Annotated in this window: 13 protein-coding genes; 12 read left to right on the top strand and 1 reads right to left on the bottom strand. The window is 40.0% G+C overall.

Annotated elements, in window-relative coordinates; genetic code table 11:
• The first annotated feature begins 137 nt into the window (after positions 1-137).
• The 11 genes from WQ54_RS04735 (at position 138) to WQ54_RS04680 (ending at position 14779) form a co-directional block, all read left to right on the top strand.
• Positions 138-506: a GtrA family protein gene (locus WQ54_RS04735; protein WP_046512856.1), complete on the top strand. Its 369-nt coding sequence runs from the start codon at positions 138-140 to the stop codon at positions 504-506.
• 403 nt (positions 507-909) lie between these two features.
• Positions 910-3279: an immune inhibitor A domain-containing protein gene (locus WQ54_RS04730; protein WP_046512854.1), complete on the top strand. Its 2370-nt coding sequence runs from the start codon at positions 910-912 to the stop codon at positions 3277-3279.
• Between the two features lie 421 nt (positions 3280-3700).
• Complete coding sequence (locus tag WQ54_RS04720; protein ID WP_046512848.1) at positions 3701-4717, top strand: LacI family DNA-binding transcriptional regulator; 1017 nt, start codon at positions 3701-3703, stop codon at positions 4715-4717.
• 114 nt (positions 4718-4831) lie between these two features.
• Entirely contained in the window at positions 4832-6928 is a 2097-nt protein-coding gene (locus tag WQ54_RS04715; RefSeq protein WP_046512846.1) for an amylo-alpha-1,6-glucosidase, read from the top strand.
• Between the two features lie 19 nt (positions 6929-6947).
• A complete protein-coding gene (locus tag WQ54_RS04710; protein WP_046512843.1) occupies positions 6948-8186 on the top strand; it encodes an ABC transporter substrate-binding protein in 1239 nt (412 codons plus the stop codon).
• 146 nt (positions 8187-8332) lie between these two features.
• Complete coding sequence (locus tag WQ54_RS04705; RefSeq protein WP_046513201.1) at positions 8333-9175, top strand: carbohydrate ABC transporter permease; 843 nt, start codon at positions 8333-8335, stop codon at positions 9173-9175.
• 12 nt (positions 9176-9187) lie between these two features.
• Positions 9188-10012 carry a carbohydrate ABC transporter permease gene (locus WQ54_RS04700; protein ID WP_046512839.1) on the top strand — a complete coding sequence of 275 codons (825 nt, stop codon included), beginning with the start codon at positions 9188-9190 and terminating at the stop codon, positions 10010-10012.
• Positions 10013-10677: 665 nt separating this feature from the next.
• The gene (locus WQ54_RS04695; RefSeq protein ID WP_052737662.1) at positions 10678-11991 is read left to right on the top strand and encodes an ABC transporter substrate-binding protein; all 1314 of its coding nucleotides are present in this window, start codon (positions 10678-10680) and stop codon (positions 11989-11991) included.
• Between the two features lie 31 nt (positions 11992-12022).
• Entirely contained in the window at positions 12023-12988 is a 966-nt protein-coding gene (locus WQ54_RS04690; protein WP_231597449.1) for a carbohydrate ABC transporter permease, read from the top strand.
• Between the two features lie 2 nt (positions 12989-12990).
• On the top strand, positions 12991-13827 hold the full coding sequence (locus WQ54_RS04685; protein ID WP_046512837.1) for a carbohydrate ABC transporter permease: 837 nt from the start codon (positions 12991-12993) through the stop codon (positions 13825-13827).
• Between the two features lie 31 nt (positions 13828-13858).
• Positions 13859-14779, top strand: a complete 921-nt coding sequence (locus tag WQ54_RS04680) for an AraC family transcriptional regulator (protein ID WP_052737661.1) — start codon at positions 13859-13861, stop codon at positions 14777-14779.
• A gap of 520 nt (positions 14780-15299) precedes the next feature.
• Here WQ54_RS04680 and WQ54_RS04675 read toward each other — a convergent pair.
• Positions 15300-16535 carry a cytochrome P450 gene (locus WQ54_RS04675; protein ID WP_046512831.1) on the bottom strand — a complete coding sequence of 412 codons (1236 nt, stop codon included), beginning with the start codon at positions 16533-16535 and terminating at the stop codon, positions 15300-15302.
• A gap of 340 nt (positions 16536-16875) precedes the next feature.
• On the opposite strand from WQ54_RS04675, the gene pbp4b reads away from it, so the two are divergent.
• Positions 16876-18243: a penicillin binding protein PBP4B gene (pbp4b, locus tag WQ54_RS04670; protein ID WP_046512829.1), complete on the top strand. Its 1368-nt coding sequence runs from the start codon at positions 16876-16878 to the stop codon at positions 18241-18243.
• The last annotated feature ends 45 nt before the right edge of the window (positions 18244-18288 follow it).

Below are 18288 nucleotides of genomic sequence, written 5' to 3'. Positions count from 1 at the left end.
TGTACCAGTCAAGCGTGTATTTCAAAGAAAAGTCGTAAAAATTTAAGAAAGTTTTAAAGATTAGCCCTGATACTGATTAAAAAGTGGATTTATTTCCCAAAATGAATAGAAATAATCCATTAGTAGGGGATCATGCCATGAAAAGGTTCCTAAAGTTCGGGACAGTAGGTATTTTTAATACATTGATAACCATTGGCAGCTATTCGCTTTTCGTGATGCTGGGAATGGATTATATCTTTGCCAATCTCCTGGCCTATAGCTTGGGAGTTATGAATAGCTATTATTGGAATAAAAACTGGGTGTTTGAGGCAGGAGCAGGCAGGCACAACGATCTTTTCCTTCGCTTTGTTCTTGTCAATCTGATAACACTTTGCTTAAATACGTTTGTTTTGTATCTTCTTGTAGATCATATAGCTGTGCAGCCGCTGCTTGCCCAGGTGTTTGCGACAGGCTGTGGGCTGGTGGTTAATTATGTTCTTAATCAAAGGTGGACATTTAGCGGATAACACCTTTTGCCCGGGCGGTGCGCAGCCGTCGCCCGGATGAACAAGTGAAAGCTTTTGTGGAAAAATCATTGCTTGGCTTTTCCAAGATAGAGAAGGATGTTTATATTTTTTGGGAAAATTGAATAAAATTTAGAAATATAATAATAGATCGTGAGAAAAATAGACCATTGGCGATAAGGAATCATTAATATAACGATAGTAAACGAATTAGTAAAATTGTCTGAAATAATAATTTCCCTTTAATCTTACAAAATCTGACTCAATTCACCTGAACTAAAGTACTATCTTAAAGGAGTGATTAAGGACTATTAATTCATTTTTATCTTTTGAAAAGGACTCCTTATTTCGAGAGTCGAAATACATTTTGTTAGGATTTCGATTAAAGGATAAAGGGGAGATTTGGTTGAAAAAGGGGAAGATGATTAAGACTGCTATGGCGGTGGCACTAGGGGTGAGTACGTTTGCTTTTGGTGCGTTTACACCTGTTCAAAAGGCAGCAGCTGAAACAGCACTGAAAGAAGCAACCTCACCATCTCTTGGAGCAACAGTGGATCTGGGCATTGCAAATGATGAAAGATTAATTGAAATGCTCAAAAAACAGGGCAGGATTGCGAAAAATGCCAAACCAGCACAAGCGGAAAAGGTATTACAAGACTACCTAGTAGCCAAAGAGAAGGCTGCTCCCACTAAGGACAAACTTCCGAAGCCGATGAAAAAGCTTGAAGGAGCAAAAGAAGTGGTCAAGCAAGGCTTGAAAAATGGAAAAGGGAATAAGCTTGGACAAGCAAAATCAGTTGCACCAGTAGAGGAAGAGGACTATTCAGGTGAGGTTCGGGAAGATAATGTTTTAGTACTAGCGATTGATTTTCCTGACTATCCAAATAGCTCAATTACAGAAGAAGAAACAGATATGTTTTATGAGAATTACCCGCTTAGCCACTTCCAGGATATGATTTTTGGCGATACTGGATATAAAGGGCCAAATGGAGAAGACTTCGTTTCGATGAAGCAATATTATGAGAAGCAATCAGGCGGCAGCTATTCGGTTAAAGGGAAGGTAGCCGGCTGGTATACTGCCGATCATCCTGCGAAGTATTATGGGGAAAATGATCCTGCTCCTGACGGCAATGATGCACGCCCGCGTGAACTAGTTTACGAGGCATTGACAAAAGCTGCAAAGGACCCGTCTATCAATCTAACAGAATATGATCAATGGGATCGCGATGATTATGACGAAGATGGTGTATATGCTGAGCCGGACGGCATTATTGACCACTTAATGGTCGTTCATGCTGGTGTTGGTGAGGAAGCTGGCGGCGGCAAGCTTGCAGGTGATGCTATTTGGTCACACCGTTCAAAGCTTAGCACTGGACCAGTGGCTGTGCCAGGTGCAAAATCTGATAGTGATCGATTCAACGGGCTATTAGGTGCATGGGATTATACAATTGAACCAGAGGATGGCGCGGCAGGGGTGTTTGCCCATGAATATGGCCATGACCTTGGGCTTCCAGATGAGTATGACACAATCTACAGCGGTGCTGGTGAGCCGGTTGCCTACTGGTCGATTATGTCAGCGGGCAGCTGGGCAGGGATCTTGCCTGGTACAGAGCCAACTGGATTCAGCCCGTATGCAAGAGAGTTTTTACAAGCTGCCCATGGCGGTAACTGGTTATCCGGAACAACAATTGATGAAAAATATATTACAAAAGAAGGAACAACGCTTTTATTAGATGAAGCCGTTACAAAAGGTGTAAATAATGATGCTGTCAGAATCGATTTGCCTGATAAGAAGACAGTTGTCAACACACCGGTAAGCGGAAAATATGAATACTTCAGCGGCAGCGGCGATGAGCTTGATCATTCCATGACAACCACTGTTGATTTAACCCAGGCAACAAATGCCCAACTTACCTTTAAAGCTTGGTATGATATTGAAACAGATTGGGATTATGCGTCTGTGCAAGTAAAAGAAGCGGGCGCAAGCGAGTGGGCAACAGTAAAAGGAAATATTACCACTGATTCCGATCCGAATGAACAAAACCCTGGCCATGGTATTACGGGAAATTCAAATGGATGGGTTGATGCAGCATTTGATCTTTCTGCCTATGCAGGCAAGAAAGTAGACGTAAGATTTAATTATTGGTCAGATGTGGCCGTGGCCATGCCAGGCTTCTATGTAGATGACATTGCCATTATCGCAGATGGCAACACACTTGTTTCAGATAATGCCGAGGGAGCATCCGCGTTTTCATTAGATGGCTTTAAAAAGGATGAAGGGAATTTTTATTCTGAAAACTACTACCTATTAGAATGGAGAAGTCATCATGATGTTGATGCAGGCTTGGCGCATATTACCCGCGGCGAAAGTGTAATGAAATATGACGAAGGCCTGGTCGTTTGGTATGTGGACAATTCCTTTGATAACAACTGGACAGGCGTTCACCCTGGAGAAGGCTTCCTGGGAGTTGTAGATGCAGACCAGAAGGCAAACTACTGGAGCGACGGAAGTGTTGGTGCTGCGCGCTATCAATTGCATGATGCTGCATTTAGTCTTCAAAAATCCAGCAAAATGTTCTTGGATTATTCAAGTATCAACGGTTTAACAATGAAGGATAACCATACAAAGTTATATCCATTATTTGATGATAGCAAAGATTACAGCAACAAAGGCCTTGTTGATGCTGGGCGTATTCTGCCAAAAGAGGGCTTGAAATTCCGTGTTGTTGGTGAGAGCACGGATGGCACAGTTGGTAAGGTATTGATTTATAAATAAGGAAAATGATGAAGGGGATTGGGCCGTGGGTTCGATCCCTTTTCTTATGTAGAAGGTCTGTAAATTGTTAACGATCCTATTAAAAATATTTATGACAACGAACAATAAAATTATTTTTCAACTTGGTATTGCTTCATTACTTTTAATATATTCTATAGGGGCTGCATGGTATGAAGGTTGTACGATATTAGAAAGGCATTGGAATGGAAATATACAGTTATTTTTCTCATATGATTTTGGTTAAATAAATAATCATGCGATATTTTATGAATTGACCATTTTGTATGTGCAGCTAAATTTATACCTAAATCTAGGACCACTCCCCTGTCACTAAACCTATATTATGCGTTTTCCTATTGACAATCATTTAGATAGGAGCTAGAATGTAAAAAGTTATCCGAAACGTTTTGGAGGGTTGCGAATGACAACCATAAAAGATATTGCTAAAGTTGCTGGCGTTTCAGTGACAACGGTTTCGCGGGCCTTGAACGGATACTCAGATGTGAGTGAAAGTACAAGGGAAAAGATTATTGCTGTTTCGAAGCAGCTGAATTACAGTCCAAATACGCTTGCTAGAAGCCTAGTAATGAATAAATCAAAAACAATCGGTTTACTCGTTTCAGATATGACAAAGCAAAGCCGAAAGGATAACCTTATTTTTGAAGTGCTGCGCGGACTGAATCAATTTTCTGCTGAAACTGATTATGATCTAGTGTTATTTAGTACTGACTCGACAAGGCAACGTGAAAAAACATATTCTCAGTTATGCCGGGAAAGAAGGGTTGACGGTGCGATTATCCAAGGGATAAAGACAGATGATCCTTATTTACAGGAGGTTGTTAACAGTGATATTCCTTGTGTCTTAATCGATATCCCGATTGAAAGTGAAACGGTCGGGCATGTGACGACAGATAACGTGCTGGGAGCAACTAAAGCAGTCAATCATTTATTGGAACTTGGTCACCGTCAAATCGCGATGGTCAATGGGCATGAATTTGCATTTGTAAGTCAAAAAAGACTGGAAGGGTTTAAGCTGGCTCTTCAAGAAGCAAATGTTCCACTCAGAGAGGAATGGATCATTAATGGTGCCTTCGAGGAGGAGATAGCTGAAGAAAAGGTTTATCAATTATTAAAGACAAACCCTGAAATAACAGCGCTTTTTTGTGCGAGTGATTTAATGGCGATTGGGGCGATAAGAGCGGTTAAACGATTGGGATTGAGCATACCGGATCAAATTTCTATTGTCGGCTATGATAATATCCTTCTGTCTTCCTATATCAGTCCTCCATTAACAACAATAGCCCAAAGTATTTATGAGATGGGATATGAAGCCGGCAAGTTGCTAATTGAGATTTTAGAAGAAAAAACAATATCGCATAAAAAAATACTAGAAACAAACTTGGTCGTCCGTGAAACGACAGCACAAAACCACAATTAAGTGTGGTTTTTATTCAGCCAAAAACCGAAACGTTTCGGATAAAAAGGAGAAGCACTCCTTTCTTTCTTTTCAACAAAACCAAAACGTTTCGGATGATGAGAGGAGACTAATTAAATGAATTATCGAGTAATTAAAGAAAATGATTTATTTTTGTTAACAGACACAAAGGGGAATATTCCGGAAAACCATCCGTACGGATTGGGGCTTTATACGAAAGACACTAGATTTCTAAGTAAATTAGATTTACGAATCAACGGGGAGGAGCCTATTTTACTTTCCTCTGATGCTACGGAAAACTATATGGCAACCATTCTTTTAACAAACCCTCATATGGAGAAGGATGGAGAGTTGATTTTATGGAGGGAGTCTGTAGAAATCAAACGTGAGCGCTTTATTTATGATGGAGTTTTCTATGAAACAATCAAAGTGAAAAACTATTTTCCAAAAGCGGTAACCTTTGATGTCAGTATTCATTTGGATGTTGACTTTACTGATATGTTTATTGTTCGTGGATTTCAAACAGGGATAGTGGGCAAGCGTCAAGGGCAGACGGCTGATGATCAGTCACTAACCTATCATTACATAGGCGCAGATGATATTAATCGGGGCACAAAAATCAAATGGGACCGACCGGCTCAAATGGTAAGAGAAGATGGCAGCATCCAATTCAACTTTACACTGGCTCATAGTGAGGAAGAAACAGTCACATTTATGATTCAGCCTCAAATCGGGAATGAAGAAAAACAAAGGATCCTAAGTGTTGAAGACGCATTAAACAAGTTAAAACAATCCTATAAGCAGTGGGAAGAAAAAACAGTAAAAGTGACTACGGATTACCAGCCGTTACAACGACTTATTGATAGGGGAATGGCTGATTTAAACGTATTGTTAACCGATCTTGGCTATGGGCAATTCCCAGTAGCAGGCCTTCCTTGGTTTGGTGTGCCGTTTGGTCGTGATAGTTTAATTGCTGCTCTTCAAATGATAGCATTTAACCCGGAGATCGCCAAAGGTACTCTTTTAACGATGGCAAGTAAGCAAGGGACAAGTGTGGATCCTTGGCGGGATGAACAGCCCGGCAAAATCATGCATGAGATTCGTTTTGGCGAGTTGGCGAATACGAATCAGATTCCGTTTACACCTTACTATGGAACAATTGATGCCACACCATTATTTTTAATATTGTTAACGGAATATGTAAAATGGACAGGTGATTTTGAACTTGTAAAAGATCTTGAACAAAACATTGAAGCGGCTTTAACTTGGATTGATCAATACGGAGATCGCGATGGTGATTTGTTTATTGAATATCATCAGGAGTCAAGCAAAGGGATTGCAAATCAAGGCTGGAAGGATTCTGGGGATTCTGTTGTCCATCGTAATGGTGAATATGCGAAAACACCAATTGCACTTTCAGAAGTACAAGGTTATGTTTACCAAGCAAAAACTGGTTTAGCCGATCTATATGAGGCGGTTGACCAGATTGAAAAAGCGGAAACTCTCCGTGATCAAGCAAAGGCTCTACAAGAGAAATTTGAAGCGGCGTTTTGGATGGAAGATGTTTCTTACTATGCAATTGCACTTGATGAACATAAGCAGCAGGTTGGAACGATCACATCCAATCCAGGTCACCTGTTAATGTCCGGTATCTTATCTTCTGAACGAGTTGAGGCAGTGGCAAAGGAGCTTCTTTCTCCTGCTATGTTTTCAGGCTACGGAATCCGGACGATGGCCGAAGAGGAAGCAGGATACAATCCGATGAGCTACCATGATGGCAGTATCTGGCCGCATGATAATAGTTTAATTGTTCTTGGACTTAGCAAAGCAGGAAAACAAGCTGAAGCGAACAGGGTGATTCAAGGATTGATAGACGCTTCTTCTTATTTTGAATATGACAGATTACCAGAATTATTCTGCGGTTATTCGAAGGGCCAGGGAAAACCGGTTAAATATCCAGTTGCCTGTTCTCCGCAAGCCTGGGCAGCCGGAACACCGTTATTATTCGTTCAAACTATTTTAGGAATTTTTCCAGACGCAGCGAAAAAGGAGATTCATCTTTATCCTCAATTGCTGCCTGCTATGAATGAGCTAACTGTTAAAGATATGGCCGTAGGCAACGGAAGAGTTTCATTAAGAGTAATAAGAGAGAATGATGAGTCGATAATTGAAGTTTTAGAAAATACAACTGAATATGAGATTGTGATGTCATAATGCCAACTGGGGGATTTCGATGAAAAAGTCATATAAATGGGTGGTTTTGATTACTCTGATCTCCAGTCTTTTACTTGCTGGCTGTTCACCGGACCAGCGTGCTAAAGAAGATGGCAAAACGGAGATTGTGCTAAGCGGCTGGGGCGGAACACCAACTGAGGCAAAACTGCTTTCACAAACACTTGAGGACTTTGAAAAGATACATCCTGATATTAAAGTAAAGCACGATGTAATCGCAGATCAGTATATGGATATTTTGAAAACACGTTTAATCGGCGGAACAGGCCCTGATGTTTTTTATTTGGATGCCTTTGAAGCACCAGCGTTAATTGAAACTGGGGTATTAGAGCCATTGGATAAATACGTTAATGACGAATTTGATGTAGCTGATTTTGAAAAGCCAATGCTACAGGCCTTTCAACAAAAGGGAAAAACATATGGCTTTCCTAAGGATTACTCAACTCTTTCTTTATTTTACAATGAAAAAATGCTGAAAGAAGCAGGTGTTGAGGTCCCTAAAACATGGGACGAGCTTCAGGAAGCAGCGAAAAAGTTAACAAAAGACGGAGTATACGGTTTTGGGGTTACCCCAGAATTAGCAAGGTTGTACTTTTTGGCAGAGTCAAGGGGCGGACAGGTGATGACCGGTAACAAAGCAAGTTTTGCCAGTAAAGAAGTAACAGATGGCCTTCAATCAATTTTTGATATGCGTTTGAAAGAAAAGTCTGCAGGTCAACCGAATGAAGTAGGAGCGGACTCGGGAATTGAGATGTTTGGACAAGGAAAAGCAGCAATGGTTTTTGAAGGGAACTGGGCTATTCCTTATTTGCGTGATACCTTTCCGGACGTATCATACGGTACAGCAGAAGTACCGATAGTAGAAGGAAAGAAACGGACAATGGCTTTCACTGTCGCATATGTCATGAATAAAGATTCAGAGCATAAAGAGGCTGCGTGGAAGTTAATTGAGTATTTAACAGGTAAAGAAGGTATGAAAACGTGGACAAGCAAAGGATATGCCCTGCCAACCCGAAAATCAGTCGCTAAGGAATTAGGTTTTGAAAGCGATCCATTACGTGGCTCATTAGTAAAAGGAGCCTCTTATGCAACAGTTTGGCAGGATGGACCATATTTACCGATCGCTGTGACAAACTTTAATAATCAATTTTTAAGTGCCTATTTAGGTGAACAACCATTACAAAAGGCATTAGAGAAAGCTCAAAAACAAGCCAATAAGGAAATCACGATTAATGAATGAGATAAAAGAGCTAAAGAGTACAGATAGTACTCTTTGCTCGACTCTTATTCCGGTTATCCAGAAGACATAGGACAATGGAGTTGATAAATGTGAGAAGAGCAAAAAAGAAATACACCCTCTATGAGATTGGGCAAGGCTACACCTTTATGCTCCCAACGATTTTTGTATTAGCTGTTTTTATTGTAGCCCCTATTCTTTATGCGATTTTCTTATCTTTTCATAAGGTAGAACTATTAGGAGGTTCATCCTATGATTTTAGGGGATTAGATAACTTTGTTAAGTTGATGGATGACGACCGGGCGAAGATTGCCCTCTGGAACACGATTAAGTATGTCATCATTGTCATACCGACACAGACTCTTTTGGCCCTAGTATTAGCCACAACACTAAATGCAGGGTTAAAAGGAGAAAAGTTGTTCCGAATTATATATTTTTTGCCTACATTAACGTCTTCTGCGGTTTTAACGCTAATTTTTATGTGGATGTACAATCAAAATGGCCTTATAAATAAGCTGCTAGGCATAGTTGGCTTATCCGGTTATAACTGGCTTGGTGATCCTAAAGTAGCCTTACCCGCCATAATGATCATGAATATTTGGGCAACTGCCCCTTTCTTTATGACGATTTACCTGGCAGCATTACAAGATATTCCGGATTCTGTTTATGAAGCGGCAAAAATTGATGGAGTGAATGTTTGGAAGAAATTTTGGTATATAACCGTTCCACAATTAAAGCCGGTTACCTCATTCGTTATCATTATGGGGCTTATTGGAACATTTCAATTATTTGATCAATCGTACATTTTCTCAAAAGGCTCAGGTGGTCCAAACAACTCCACATTAACTGTTGTTCTTCTTGTTTATCAATATGCATTTAAAAATTTAGGAACAATGGGATATGCAGCGGCTATGGCCTTAGCGTTGGCAATAGTCATTCTCTTGGCAACTTTGCTGCAGCGAAAGTTTTCAAAAGAAGAGAACTTATATTAGGAGGGGAACAAAATGAGAAAAAATGGAGTTGGGAAAGTTATTTTATATACGATCCTTATTTCGTATGCGATTGCCACACTTATTCCATTTTTATGGGCCGTTTCTTCTTCTTTTAAGACATTAGAAGAAATCTTACAAGGAACGATCAATTTCTGGCCGAAGGAATTTACTCTTGATAATTATAAGCAAATCTTTATCCAACAAGAATATTTTCCTAGATGGCTGTTTAATAGTATCTTTATCGCGGTTGTCGGAACAATCCTCAATCTTCTTTTTAATTCAATGGCAGGGTATGCATTGGCCAGATTAAGTTTTCCTGGCAAAAAGGGATTATTTATCATCATTTTGGCAGTACTTATGATTCCATCCCAAGTGACGATGATCCCAAACTTCCTGATTTTAAAAAATTTAGGTTGGTTGAACACCTATCAGGGAATGATCGTTCCATCGATGATCAATGCCACCTTCATCTTTATGATGCGTCAATTCTTTCTTAATTTCCCAAAAGAGCTGGAAGAAGCCGCATCTATTGATGGTTTAACGAGAATAGGCACATTCTTCCGGATCGTCCTTCCATTAGCCAAGCCGGCATTAGCAGCACAAACCATCTTTGTGTTCATGGGATTTTGGAATGACTTTATGAGACCGCTTATTGTCATGTCAGATGTAGAAATGTTCACACTGCCTCTAGGCTTGAATACGTTTAAAGGGCAATTCATAAGTTATTGGAATTACATCATGGCAGCATCCATGGTTTTTACAATGCCAGTTCTCATTCTATATTCTTTCTTTAATCGTTATTTTGTAAAAGGAATAACGTTTACAGGAGATAAATAATACTGAGACGTATTAACTGGATTTGAAAAAGTTGGAAGATTCCAGTCAAATTGGCGGTTTGTCTTGTTAGGTAAAAAACATCCCCTTATAATAAGCTCTATAAGGGGTGTTTCTGTTGAGTATGACCAGTTGTTATTCGTTAATCTCATATTATTTTCTCTGCAATCAACAAGAGGTTTGAATATATTTATACATTAGTATTTTTCATTAAAAATCTAAACTTCTTCGTGCAAGATTAAAAATATCCATAACAAATAACCTTCTTTCTTTCACCCGCGGCGTTATTACTCGTTCAATGACTTCCAGAACTTGCACCAACATGTTGTTTATTGTCATCACCTTATCCTTTTACGTTACAAGGCCTCCTAATTAATAGACTAATTTCTTCCTCTATTTTTGCGGGATTCAAAATTATACAGCAACGAGAGTTAAATTTTCATAGTAAAAAACACAACGAGAAGCAAGCGCAGTTTTCGGATTTTTACTATAATTGAAATAACTCAAAAATCAGGAGGCTATTGTACATGGTCATTTCCCAGACGGAAGGTAGAAGCACTTCTAATGCTTTTCATAGAGCAGAAAGGGAAATGAAAGCGTTGTCAAAAAAGTGCTGAAACAAAGTATGTAAATCATAGTAAAAGATAACCGCCAAGGAGGAGTTGCAAGTGTCTTACCACGTGAAAAAAGTATCTATTGTTGTCATTTTCGTTTTATTGGCAGGTTTAATGTCGGGTTGCAGTTTTACAGTAAACGGTGCGAATACAGGGGTAAAAGACGGAAAAATTCAGCTTCGAGTTGCCTGGTGGGGATCTCAAGATCGCCATGATAAAACCTTAAGGGCTATACAATTATTTGAAAAAGAGAATCCGGACATACACGTTATTCCTGAATTTACAGGCTGGGATGGCTATTGGCAAAAATTAGCGACTGCAGCAGCGGGTAAAAACTTGCCGGATGTTATTCAAATGGATTATGCGAAATTAATGGAATACATTGATCGTGATCTTATTGTCGATCTGAATTCATATGTTGATTCAGGTGCATTAGATTTAAGTGATGTTGGAAAGGCGCATATTGAAGGCGGATATGTTGATGGCAAGCTTTACGCCGTTAATTTAGGCACGAATTCGCCGGCGGTTGCGTATAATCCTGAAATGCTCAAAAAAGTGGGGATAGAGGAGCTTAAGCCAGGTTATACATGGGAGGATTACGCTCAATTCTCCAAGCAGATTCAAGAAAAATTCGGAGAAGGAGTGTATGGGGCAGGGGGAGTAGCCAATGTTCTGCCATGGTTTAACATTTATTTAAGACAGCATGGTTTCGAAGTTTATAACAGTGAAGGCACGGGACTCGGATATGAAGGTGACCAATTACTAATCGATTTCCTGCAATATTGGGAAAATTTGATGAATGAAGGCGTTGCAGCACCGCCGAAGGTAACAACAGCCATACAAGGTCTTGAAGATGAGTTAATTGTTCACGAAAAGTCGCCTTTTATTTGGTTCCATAGCAACCAAATTGTTGCTTTACAGCAATCAGCTGGACAAGATATTAAATTAGCCGTCTTTCCAAGCACTCCAGATGGAAAAGAGGGGCTCTATTTAAAGCCATCTCAGTTTTTCTCCGTCTCAAAGGAATCAAAACATCAGGAAGCTGCCGCAAAATTTATTGATTTTATTACTAATGATATAGAAGCAAATGAAATACTTGCTGCCGAAAGAGGAGTCCCAATCTCAGAAAAAGTTCGGGAGCATTTAAGGCCTAAAATGAATGATGCAGCGAAAGAGATGTTCGACTATGTTGAAAGTGTTGAAACCCATTCAAGCCCGATTTATCCTCCGGATCCACCGAGATCAGGTGAAGTAGGCACACTGTTTGATCGAATAATAGAGCAATTAAATTATGGAAACATCAGTGTAGAAGAAGCTGCCACTCAATTCCGAAAAGAAGCGGAAGAAATATTAGCAGGTAACAAATAAACAATTATTCATACCATTGGAGGTGCGAAGATTGAAAGCGAATACAAACACAAAAGAGATGCCTAATGTAGAATTGGTCACTCAACAAGGTATAAAAATTGCTAATTTAAAGAAAAGCTTGAAAAAGGAATGTACAGCACTTGCGTTTATCTCACCTTGGTTACTTGGATTTCTTATTTTTACGATCGGACCAATGATTGCTTCACTCTATTTGTCTTTTACGGATTATGATATGTTAACAACTCCAAAATGGATCGGTATCGAGAATTACATCACTATGTTTACGCAAGATCCGAGGTTTTGGACAGCTCTTAAGGTAACTTTTACGTTTGTGTTTATCTCTGTTCCATTAAAGCTTGCGTTCGCTTTGTTTGTAGCGATGTTATTTGTAAAACCTCGGCGTGGGATCGGTGTTTACCGAGCTGTTTATTATGTCCCTTCGATTGTAGGCGGGAGTGTAGCTGTCGCCGTTATGTGGAAGCAGCTGTTCGGTCTTGAAGGAGCTATTAATGGCATTCTTGGTTATTTTGGAGTGGTAGGTCCGAACTGGGTTTCAGATCCGAATTTTGCATTGTGGACATTAATTCTTCTTGTTGTTTGGCAGTTTGGCTCTCCAATGTTGATTTTTTTGGCTGGACTTAAGCAAATTCCGGCTGAACTATATGAGGCAGCTGCGGTTGATGGTGCAAACAAATTTAGTCAGTTTATAAGAATAACAATTCCAATGCTTACTCCCGTCATCTTTTTTAACTTAGTTATGCAGGTTATTGGTGGTTTTATGACCTTCACACAGAGCTTTCTAATTACGGCAGGGGGCCCTTTAGACCGAACGTTATTTTATGCGGTGTATTTGTATGAGAAAGGATTTACGACGTTTCAGATGGGATATGCATCTGCGATGGCGTGGATTATGTTAATCATTGTAGCGATCTTTACCGGATTGATCTTTAAGTCATCATCTGCATGGGTTTATTATGAGTCGGAAGGCGGGAAGTAAAAATGAAAAAATCGACTGGAAGCTTTATCTTTCACTTTTTCACAATAGCCATCGGTTTTGCCATGCTTTATCCAATCTTGTGGACATTGGCCAGTTCTTTAAAACCGGAATCAGAAGTGTTCAAAAATGCAGCGTCATTGATTCCCTCTGTTCTAAAATGGGAAAATTTCGTTAAAGGCTGGGAAGGTTTTGGAGATATTACATTTGGTTCCTTCTTTGTCAACTCAGCATTTGTAACATCACTTGTCGTAATCGGCACAATCTTTTCTTCTTCTTTAGTAGCCTTTGGCTTTGCCCGTTTGGATTTTAAGTTTAAGCGAATTTTGTTTATTTGTTTGTTAGGAACGATCATGCTTCCTACACAAGTGACGTTAATTCCACAGTATATTTTGTTCCACAAACTTGGATGGGTAAATACGTATAATCCATTAACATTACCCGCTTTCTTTGGCGGATCGGCGTTTTTTATTTTTTTAATGATCCAGTTTATTAAAGGAATTCCTAAGGAATTAGACGAGGCGGCCGTTATTGATGGATGCAGCACGTTCGGAATCTTTTACCGGATTATCCTTCCATTGATGAAGCCGACATTGGCAACTGTTGCTATTTTCTCCTTCTATTGGACATGGGACGATTTTATGGGGCCATTAATATATTTAAACGATCCTAATTTATTTACCGTATCTCTAGGCTTACGATTATTTTCCGATCCTTCTTCTGTAACGGAATGGGGACCATTGTTTGCAATGTCAATTGTTTCGTTGCTGCCAGTGTTTATCATCTTTTTGTTCTTCCAAAAGTACCTTGTGGAGGGCATTTCGACAACCGGGCTGAAATAAGCGTATTAAAGTGAAGTTGGAGGAGCTAAAAGTGAAAACATGTAATCTCGCTTACTACCGAAACAAGGGCAATCCTGAATCAGATAATTTTGATTTTCATTCTCATACGGAATTTGAAATTTACATGTTTCATAAAGGGAATTGCAACTATTTAATCAATAATACTGTTTACTATTTGCAACCAGGGGATATGATCTTGATGAATGGATTAACACTTCATCGGGCGAATCCGTTGCCGCCTGAACCTTATGAGCGCAGCGTGATTCATTTTTCTTCTGAAATGCTTCAATCAGACTTGGAGGTTCTTGATTTTCCTGAATTGTTAAGTCCTTTTAATACGTTTAACAATTGCTTATTTCGAGATGTACCAAGTGATTTGCTGTTACGCATGGAGAGGTTGATCGAACAAATTGCAAGTTTGTATGAAGAAAGTAAGAAAACATCTATGATCAATGACATGACAGTAAACAGCCGTTTTTATGAGGCGAAAATGCAAACATTAGTGATCCAGCTGCTATTTGAAATTTACGAACTAAGTCAGACTCACTTAAATAAGTTGATTCAAGTTGAATCCGAAAAGGCACAGCATGTGAGAAGGATCATCGTCTGGATTGAGCAGCATTATCACGAAAATGTGACATTGGACAGTATTGCAAAAAGTCTCAATATAAGTAAGTATTACATGTCCCATATATTCAAGGAAATGACTGGCGGAACCATCGCCAAGTATCTTATGGGATGTCGAATAAATCGAGCAAAAAGACTCTTGCAAACTGAACCAAAAAAATCAGTATCAGAAGTCGGCTTAGAAGCTGGTTTTAAACACACTTCCCATTTTAGCAGAATATTTGTAGAAAAAACTGGATTGACTCCATCTGAATATCGAATAAAATATTGCACTAATCAACCATTTTCTTCATCTGCGGAAAATGCGTTATATGTAAATCGATAGAAAAGGGTGAAGCGAGTCATTTGCTTTATCTTTTATCGAAATGTCCGGGCTATCGCCTGCATCTCATAGATTCCTATTCTATTTTGGAAATGCTTCCGTACCAAACGAGTCCAAATAAACGAAACTCAAAAAAGCAGCCCAAGGGCTGCTTTAAATTTTTCCGCTCAATGCTGCTTAAGATCCTCACGATTGACTCTAGTACAATAACAAGCCTGGGCAACCAGAACAGCCATTATGCCCCGGTGAGCGAGCTATAAGGCTAAGTTAAACTGGCAGAGGCAGGGGAGGGGCACCTTTGAGACAGCCCCTCGTAAAGAGTTGTGCAAACGATCGTTCGTCATTTCCGCGAGGCTGGCATGCCTGAACGCGTGCCCATGCAAACTAAGACTGGGGGAAGGGAAGAGTTTGAACCGCACTAAACTGACCAATGGTTCGAAATTCTAACAGCCCAGGTCAACCATAGGCTTCACCGCAATCTTGGTCTGCCAGAGAGGTTTGAGTCTATAGACCAAATATGAAACTAAAAGGTTACAGGCAATCTCTTTAATCCCCGCATAAGAAAGGCTGCCCGCCACTCCAATGACGCTGGATCCTCTTTTAACGTTAAATCAGGCAATTTTTGCAGCAGCGTATTGATTGCAATTGCTCCTTCAAGCCTTGCAAGCGGTGCGCCGACACAGTGGTGAATGCCTGTTCCAAATGCAAGATGGCGATTTTTCTCACGCGAAATATTGAACTGGTCAGGGTCAGCAAATTGTTTCTCATCACGATTCGCTGAAGCAAGAGAAACAACAACCCAATCACCTTTTGCAAAAGCACGTCCTTTCCACTCGAGATCCTCTCCAGCCCATCTTGCAGTCGTAACCTCCACAGGACTGTAATAACGCAGCATTTCTTCAACGGCGGTGTGAATGAGCGTTGGATTCGCTTTTAGCTTTTCATATTCGTCCGGGTTTTCGAGTAAAGCAAGGACGCCATTTCCTATTACATTCACCGTTGTTTCATGGCCTGCAATAATTAAAAGAATGATCATCCCAAACAACTCTTCCGCTGACAGCTTGTCGTCTTGCTCTTCTGCTAAAAGCAAAGCGCCGATCAGGTCGTCCTTAGGGGTTTTTCTATGTTCATCAAGTAAAAGGTGTAAGTAGTGCATAAAGGCTTTCATGGCCGGAAGTACCCTCTCCTGGTAATCCTCCAATTGATTCGATCCATTAATGAGGGCATCTGACCATTTTCGAAACTTGTTGCGATCTTCTCGTGGTACACCGAGCATTTCTGAAATGACGATAATGGGAAGGGGGAAGGCATAATCATCGATTAGGTCCATTTCTCCATTCGCTTGAACCTCATGCAAAAGTTCATCTGCAATTTGCTGCACACGCCCTTGCAACTGGCTGATCATTTTTGGTGTAAACGCCTGCTGGACAAGCCTCCGCAATCGCGTATGGTCAGGCGGGTCAGCTGTTAACATATTATAGCCCATTGCGTTTAACTTTCTGACCTCTGGAGGAATGGTTTCTGCATTGCCGACACTGAACACCTTTCGGGAGTCTTTTATAAATCGATTGTCCTTTAATATTTCATGTGCATCCTGATAACCAGATATGAGCCACATGGCTCGACCTTCTGGAGTAACCATTCGATGGACAGGATCCTCTTTTCGTAAATGTTTATAGATGGAATAGGCCTTTTCTTTAAATTCTGAAGTGTAGAAATCCTCTGGTTTTAAGGTGAAGTCAGTAAATCGAATCGACACATACATTCATCCTTTCAGAATGATATTGTAAAATTCGTTTTGGACAGAATGAGGAGAAGGAAGAAACGAAAGCAACCCCCTTATTTTACCATTTGGTGTTCGGAATGTCTTTGCTGAACAAAAATTCAATTATTATGGCTTATAAAAATGAGGAAAACCAACAAATATAAATGTAAAACAGTCCTTTTAGAAAAATGTAAGTGTGACAAAAGTACCTTGTTTTTCCAAATTAGCGGTGCTAGTATCAAGGTTATAAAATATAATTTTAATAAATATAAATTTTAATTAAAATTATATTTTAAAAGAGGAGATGGATACATAAAAAGGGGAGGGAGAAACAATGCAAAAATGGATACGCTGGGTCCTTCGTTCAGCTGTTGCGTTCATTTTGATCGTGCCTTCAGCTGCGTTGGCCAAGTCAAATCCGCCTGCAGCCCTGAGTCATGATACAAATGGTAACTATCAGGTTCTAGAAAAGGCTGCAAAGCCGGAGGCAGTTGGTTTTTCCGCTGAAAAGCTTGAAAAAGTGGATCAGTTAATTGAAAAAGAAGTGGCTGCAGGATTTCCCGGTGCCGCCTTGATCGTCATCAAGGATGGGAAAATTGTTAAAAAGGAAAGCTACGGCTACAAACAAAAATTTGATGGGCATACACCGTTGAGAAAGCCGCTTAAAATGAAGGATGATACGATGTTTGACCTGGCATCAAACACGAAAATGTACGCGACAAATTTTGCCTTGCAGAAATTAGTTGCTGAAGGGAAGCTTGATCTTTATGCACCGGTTCAGCAATATATTCCTGAGTTTAAGGACAAAGAAACCGATGTGATTAAAGGCAAGGATACACTTCGCATTATTGATGTGCTTCATCATACAGCAGGATTTACCCCTGATCCGCAATATCATAATCCGAAGGTTGCCAAAGAATTATATTCACAGGAGCGGGAAAAGACGATTGAGTTTTTATCCGATACTCCGCTTACCTATGAACCAGGCACAAAGAATATTTACAGTGATGTCGATTATATGCTGTTAGGTGCCATTATCGAAGAAATCACAGGACAGCAATTAGATGCTTATGTTGAAAAGGAAATCTATAAGCCGCTTAAATTGAAGCGTACGATGTTTAATCCTCTGCAAAAAGGGTATAAATCTAAGGATTTTGCTGCAACGGAGCTGCTTGGAAATACAAGGGACGGCTTGATTGACTTTCCTAATATACGGACATACACACTTCAAGGGGAAGTCCATGATGAAAAGGCGTTTTACTCAATGGAAGGTGTATCTGGACACGCGGGTCTTTTTTCTACAACAAGTGATACAGCCGTTCTTTTGCAAGTGATGCTAAATGGCGGAGGATATGGTGACCATGCATTTTTCGATCAGGACATCGTTGAAACATTCACTGAACCATCTAAGGTGAACCCTACTTATGGTCTTGGCTGGAGACTAAACCGTAATGACAGCATGGAATGGATGTTTGGTCCGCATGCAAGTGACAGCGCTTACGGACATACAGGCTGGACAGGAACGGTGACCATCATTGATCCTGAATTCAATTTAGGCATAGTCCTGCTTACAAATAAGAAGCATTCACCGCTTGTCAATCCTGAAAGTAATCCAAACCAGTTTATCGGGGATCTTTTTCAAACAGGAAGTTATGGAAGTGTTGTAACGGCCATTTATGAAGCGTTAGAGAAAAATAAGTAAAGTGAGAGGTGGATGTCATTGAATAAAAAGAAGTGGTTATCGGTT

Origin of the sequence: Bacillus sp. SA1-12 (genome assembly GCF_000981385.1) — a bacterium.
Taxonomy (GTDB): domain Bacteria; phylum Bacillota; class Bacilli; order Bacillales; family Bacillaceae; genus Metabacillus.
Note: the sequence above shows the minus strand (reverse complement) of the source record. Positions and strands in the feature narration are given on the sequence as shown.

What these genes read in the sequence shown, in the direction of transcription:
- WQ54_RS04710 (WP_046512843.1), top strand. Translation starts at nt 6,948, where the DNA reads ATGAAAAAGTCATATAAATGGGTGGTTTTGATTACTCTGATCTCCAGT.
- pbp4b (WP_046512829.1), top strand. Translation starts at nt 16,876, where the DNA reads ATGCAAAAATGGATACGCTGGGTCCTTCGTTCAGCTGTTGCGTTCATT.
- WQ54_RS04715 (WP_046512846.1), top strand. Translation starts at nt 4,832, where the DNA reads ATGAATTATCGAGTAATTAAAGAAAATGATTTATTTTTGTTAACAGAC.
- WQ54_RS04685 (WP_046512837.1), top strand. Translation starts at nt 12,991, where the DNA reads ATGAAAAAATCGACTGGAAGCTTTATCTTTCACTTTTTCACAATAGCC.
- WQ54_RS04720 (WP_046512848.1), top strand. Translation starts at nt 3,701, where the DNA reads ATGACAACCATAAAAGATATTGCTAAAGTTGCTGGCGTTTCAGTGACA.
- WQ54_RS04735 (WP_046512856.1), top strand. Translation starts at nt 138, where the DNA reads ATGAAAAGGTTCCTAAAGTTCGGGACAGTAGGTATTTTTAATACATTG.
- WQ54_RS04705 (WP_046513201.1), top strand. Translation starts at nt 8,333, where the DNA reads ATGCTCCCAACGATTTTTGTATTAGCTGTTTTTATTGTAGCCCCTATT.
- WQ54_RS04700 (WP_046512839.1), top strand. Translation starts at nt 9,188, where the DNA reads ATGAGAAAAAATGGAGTTGGGAAAGTTATTTTATATACGATCCTTATT.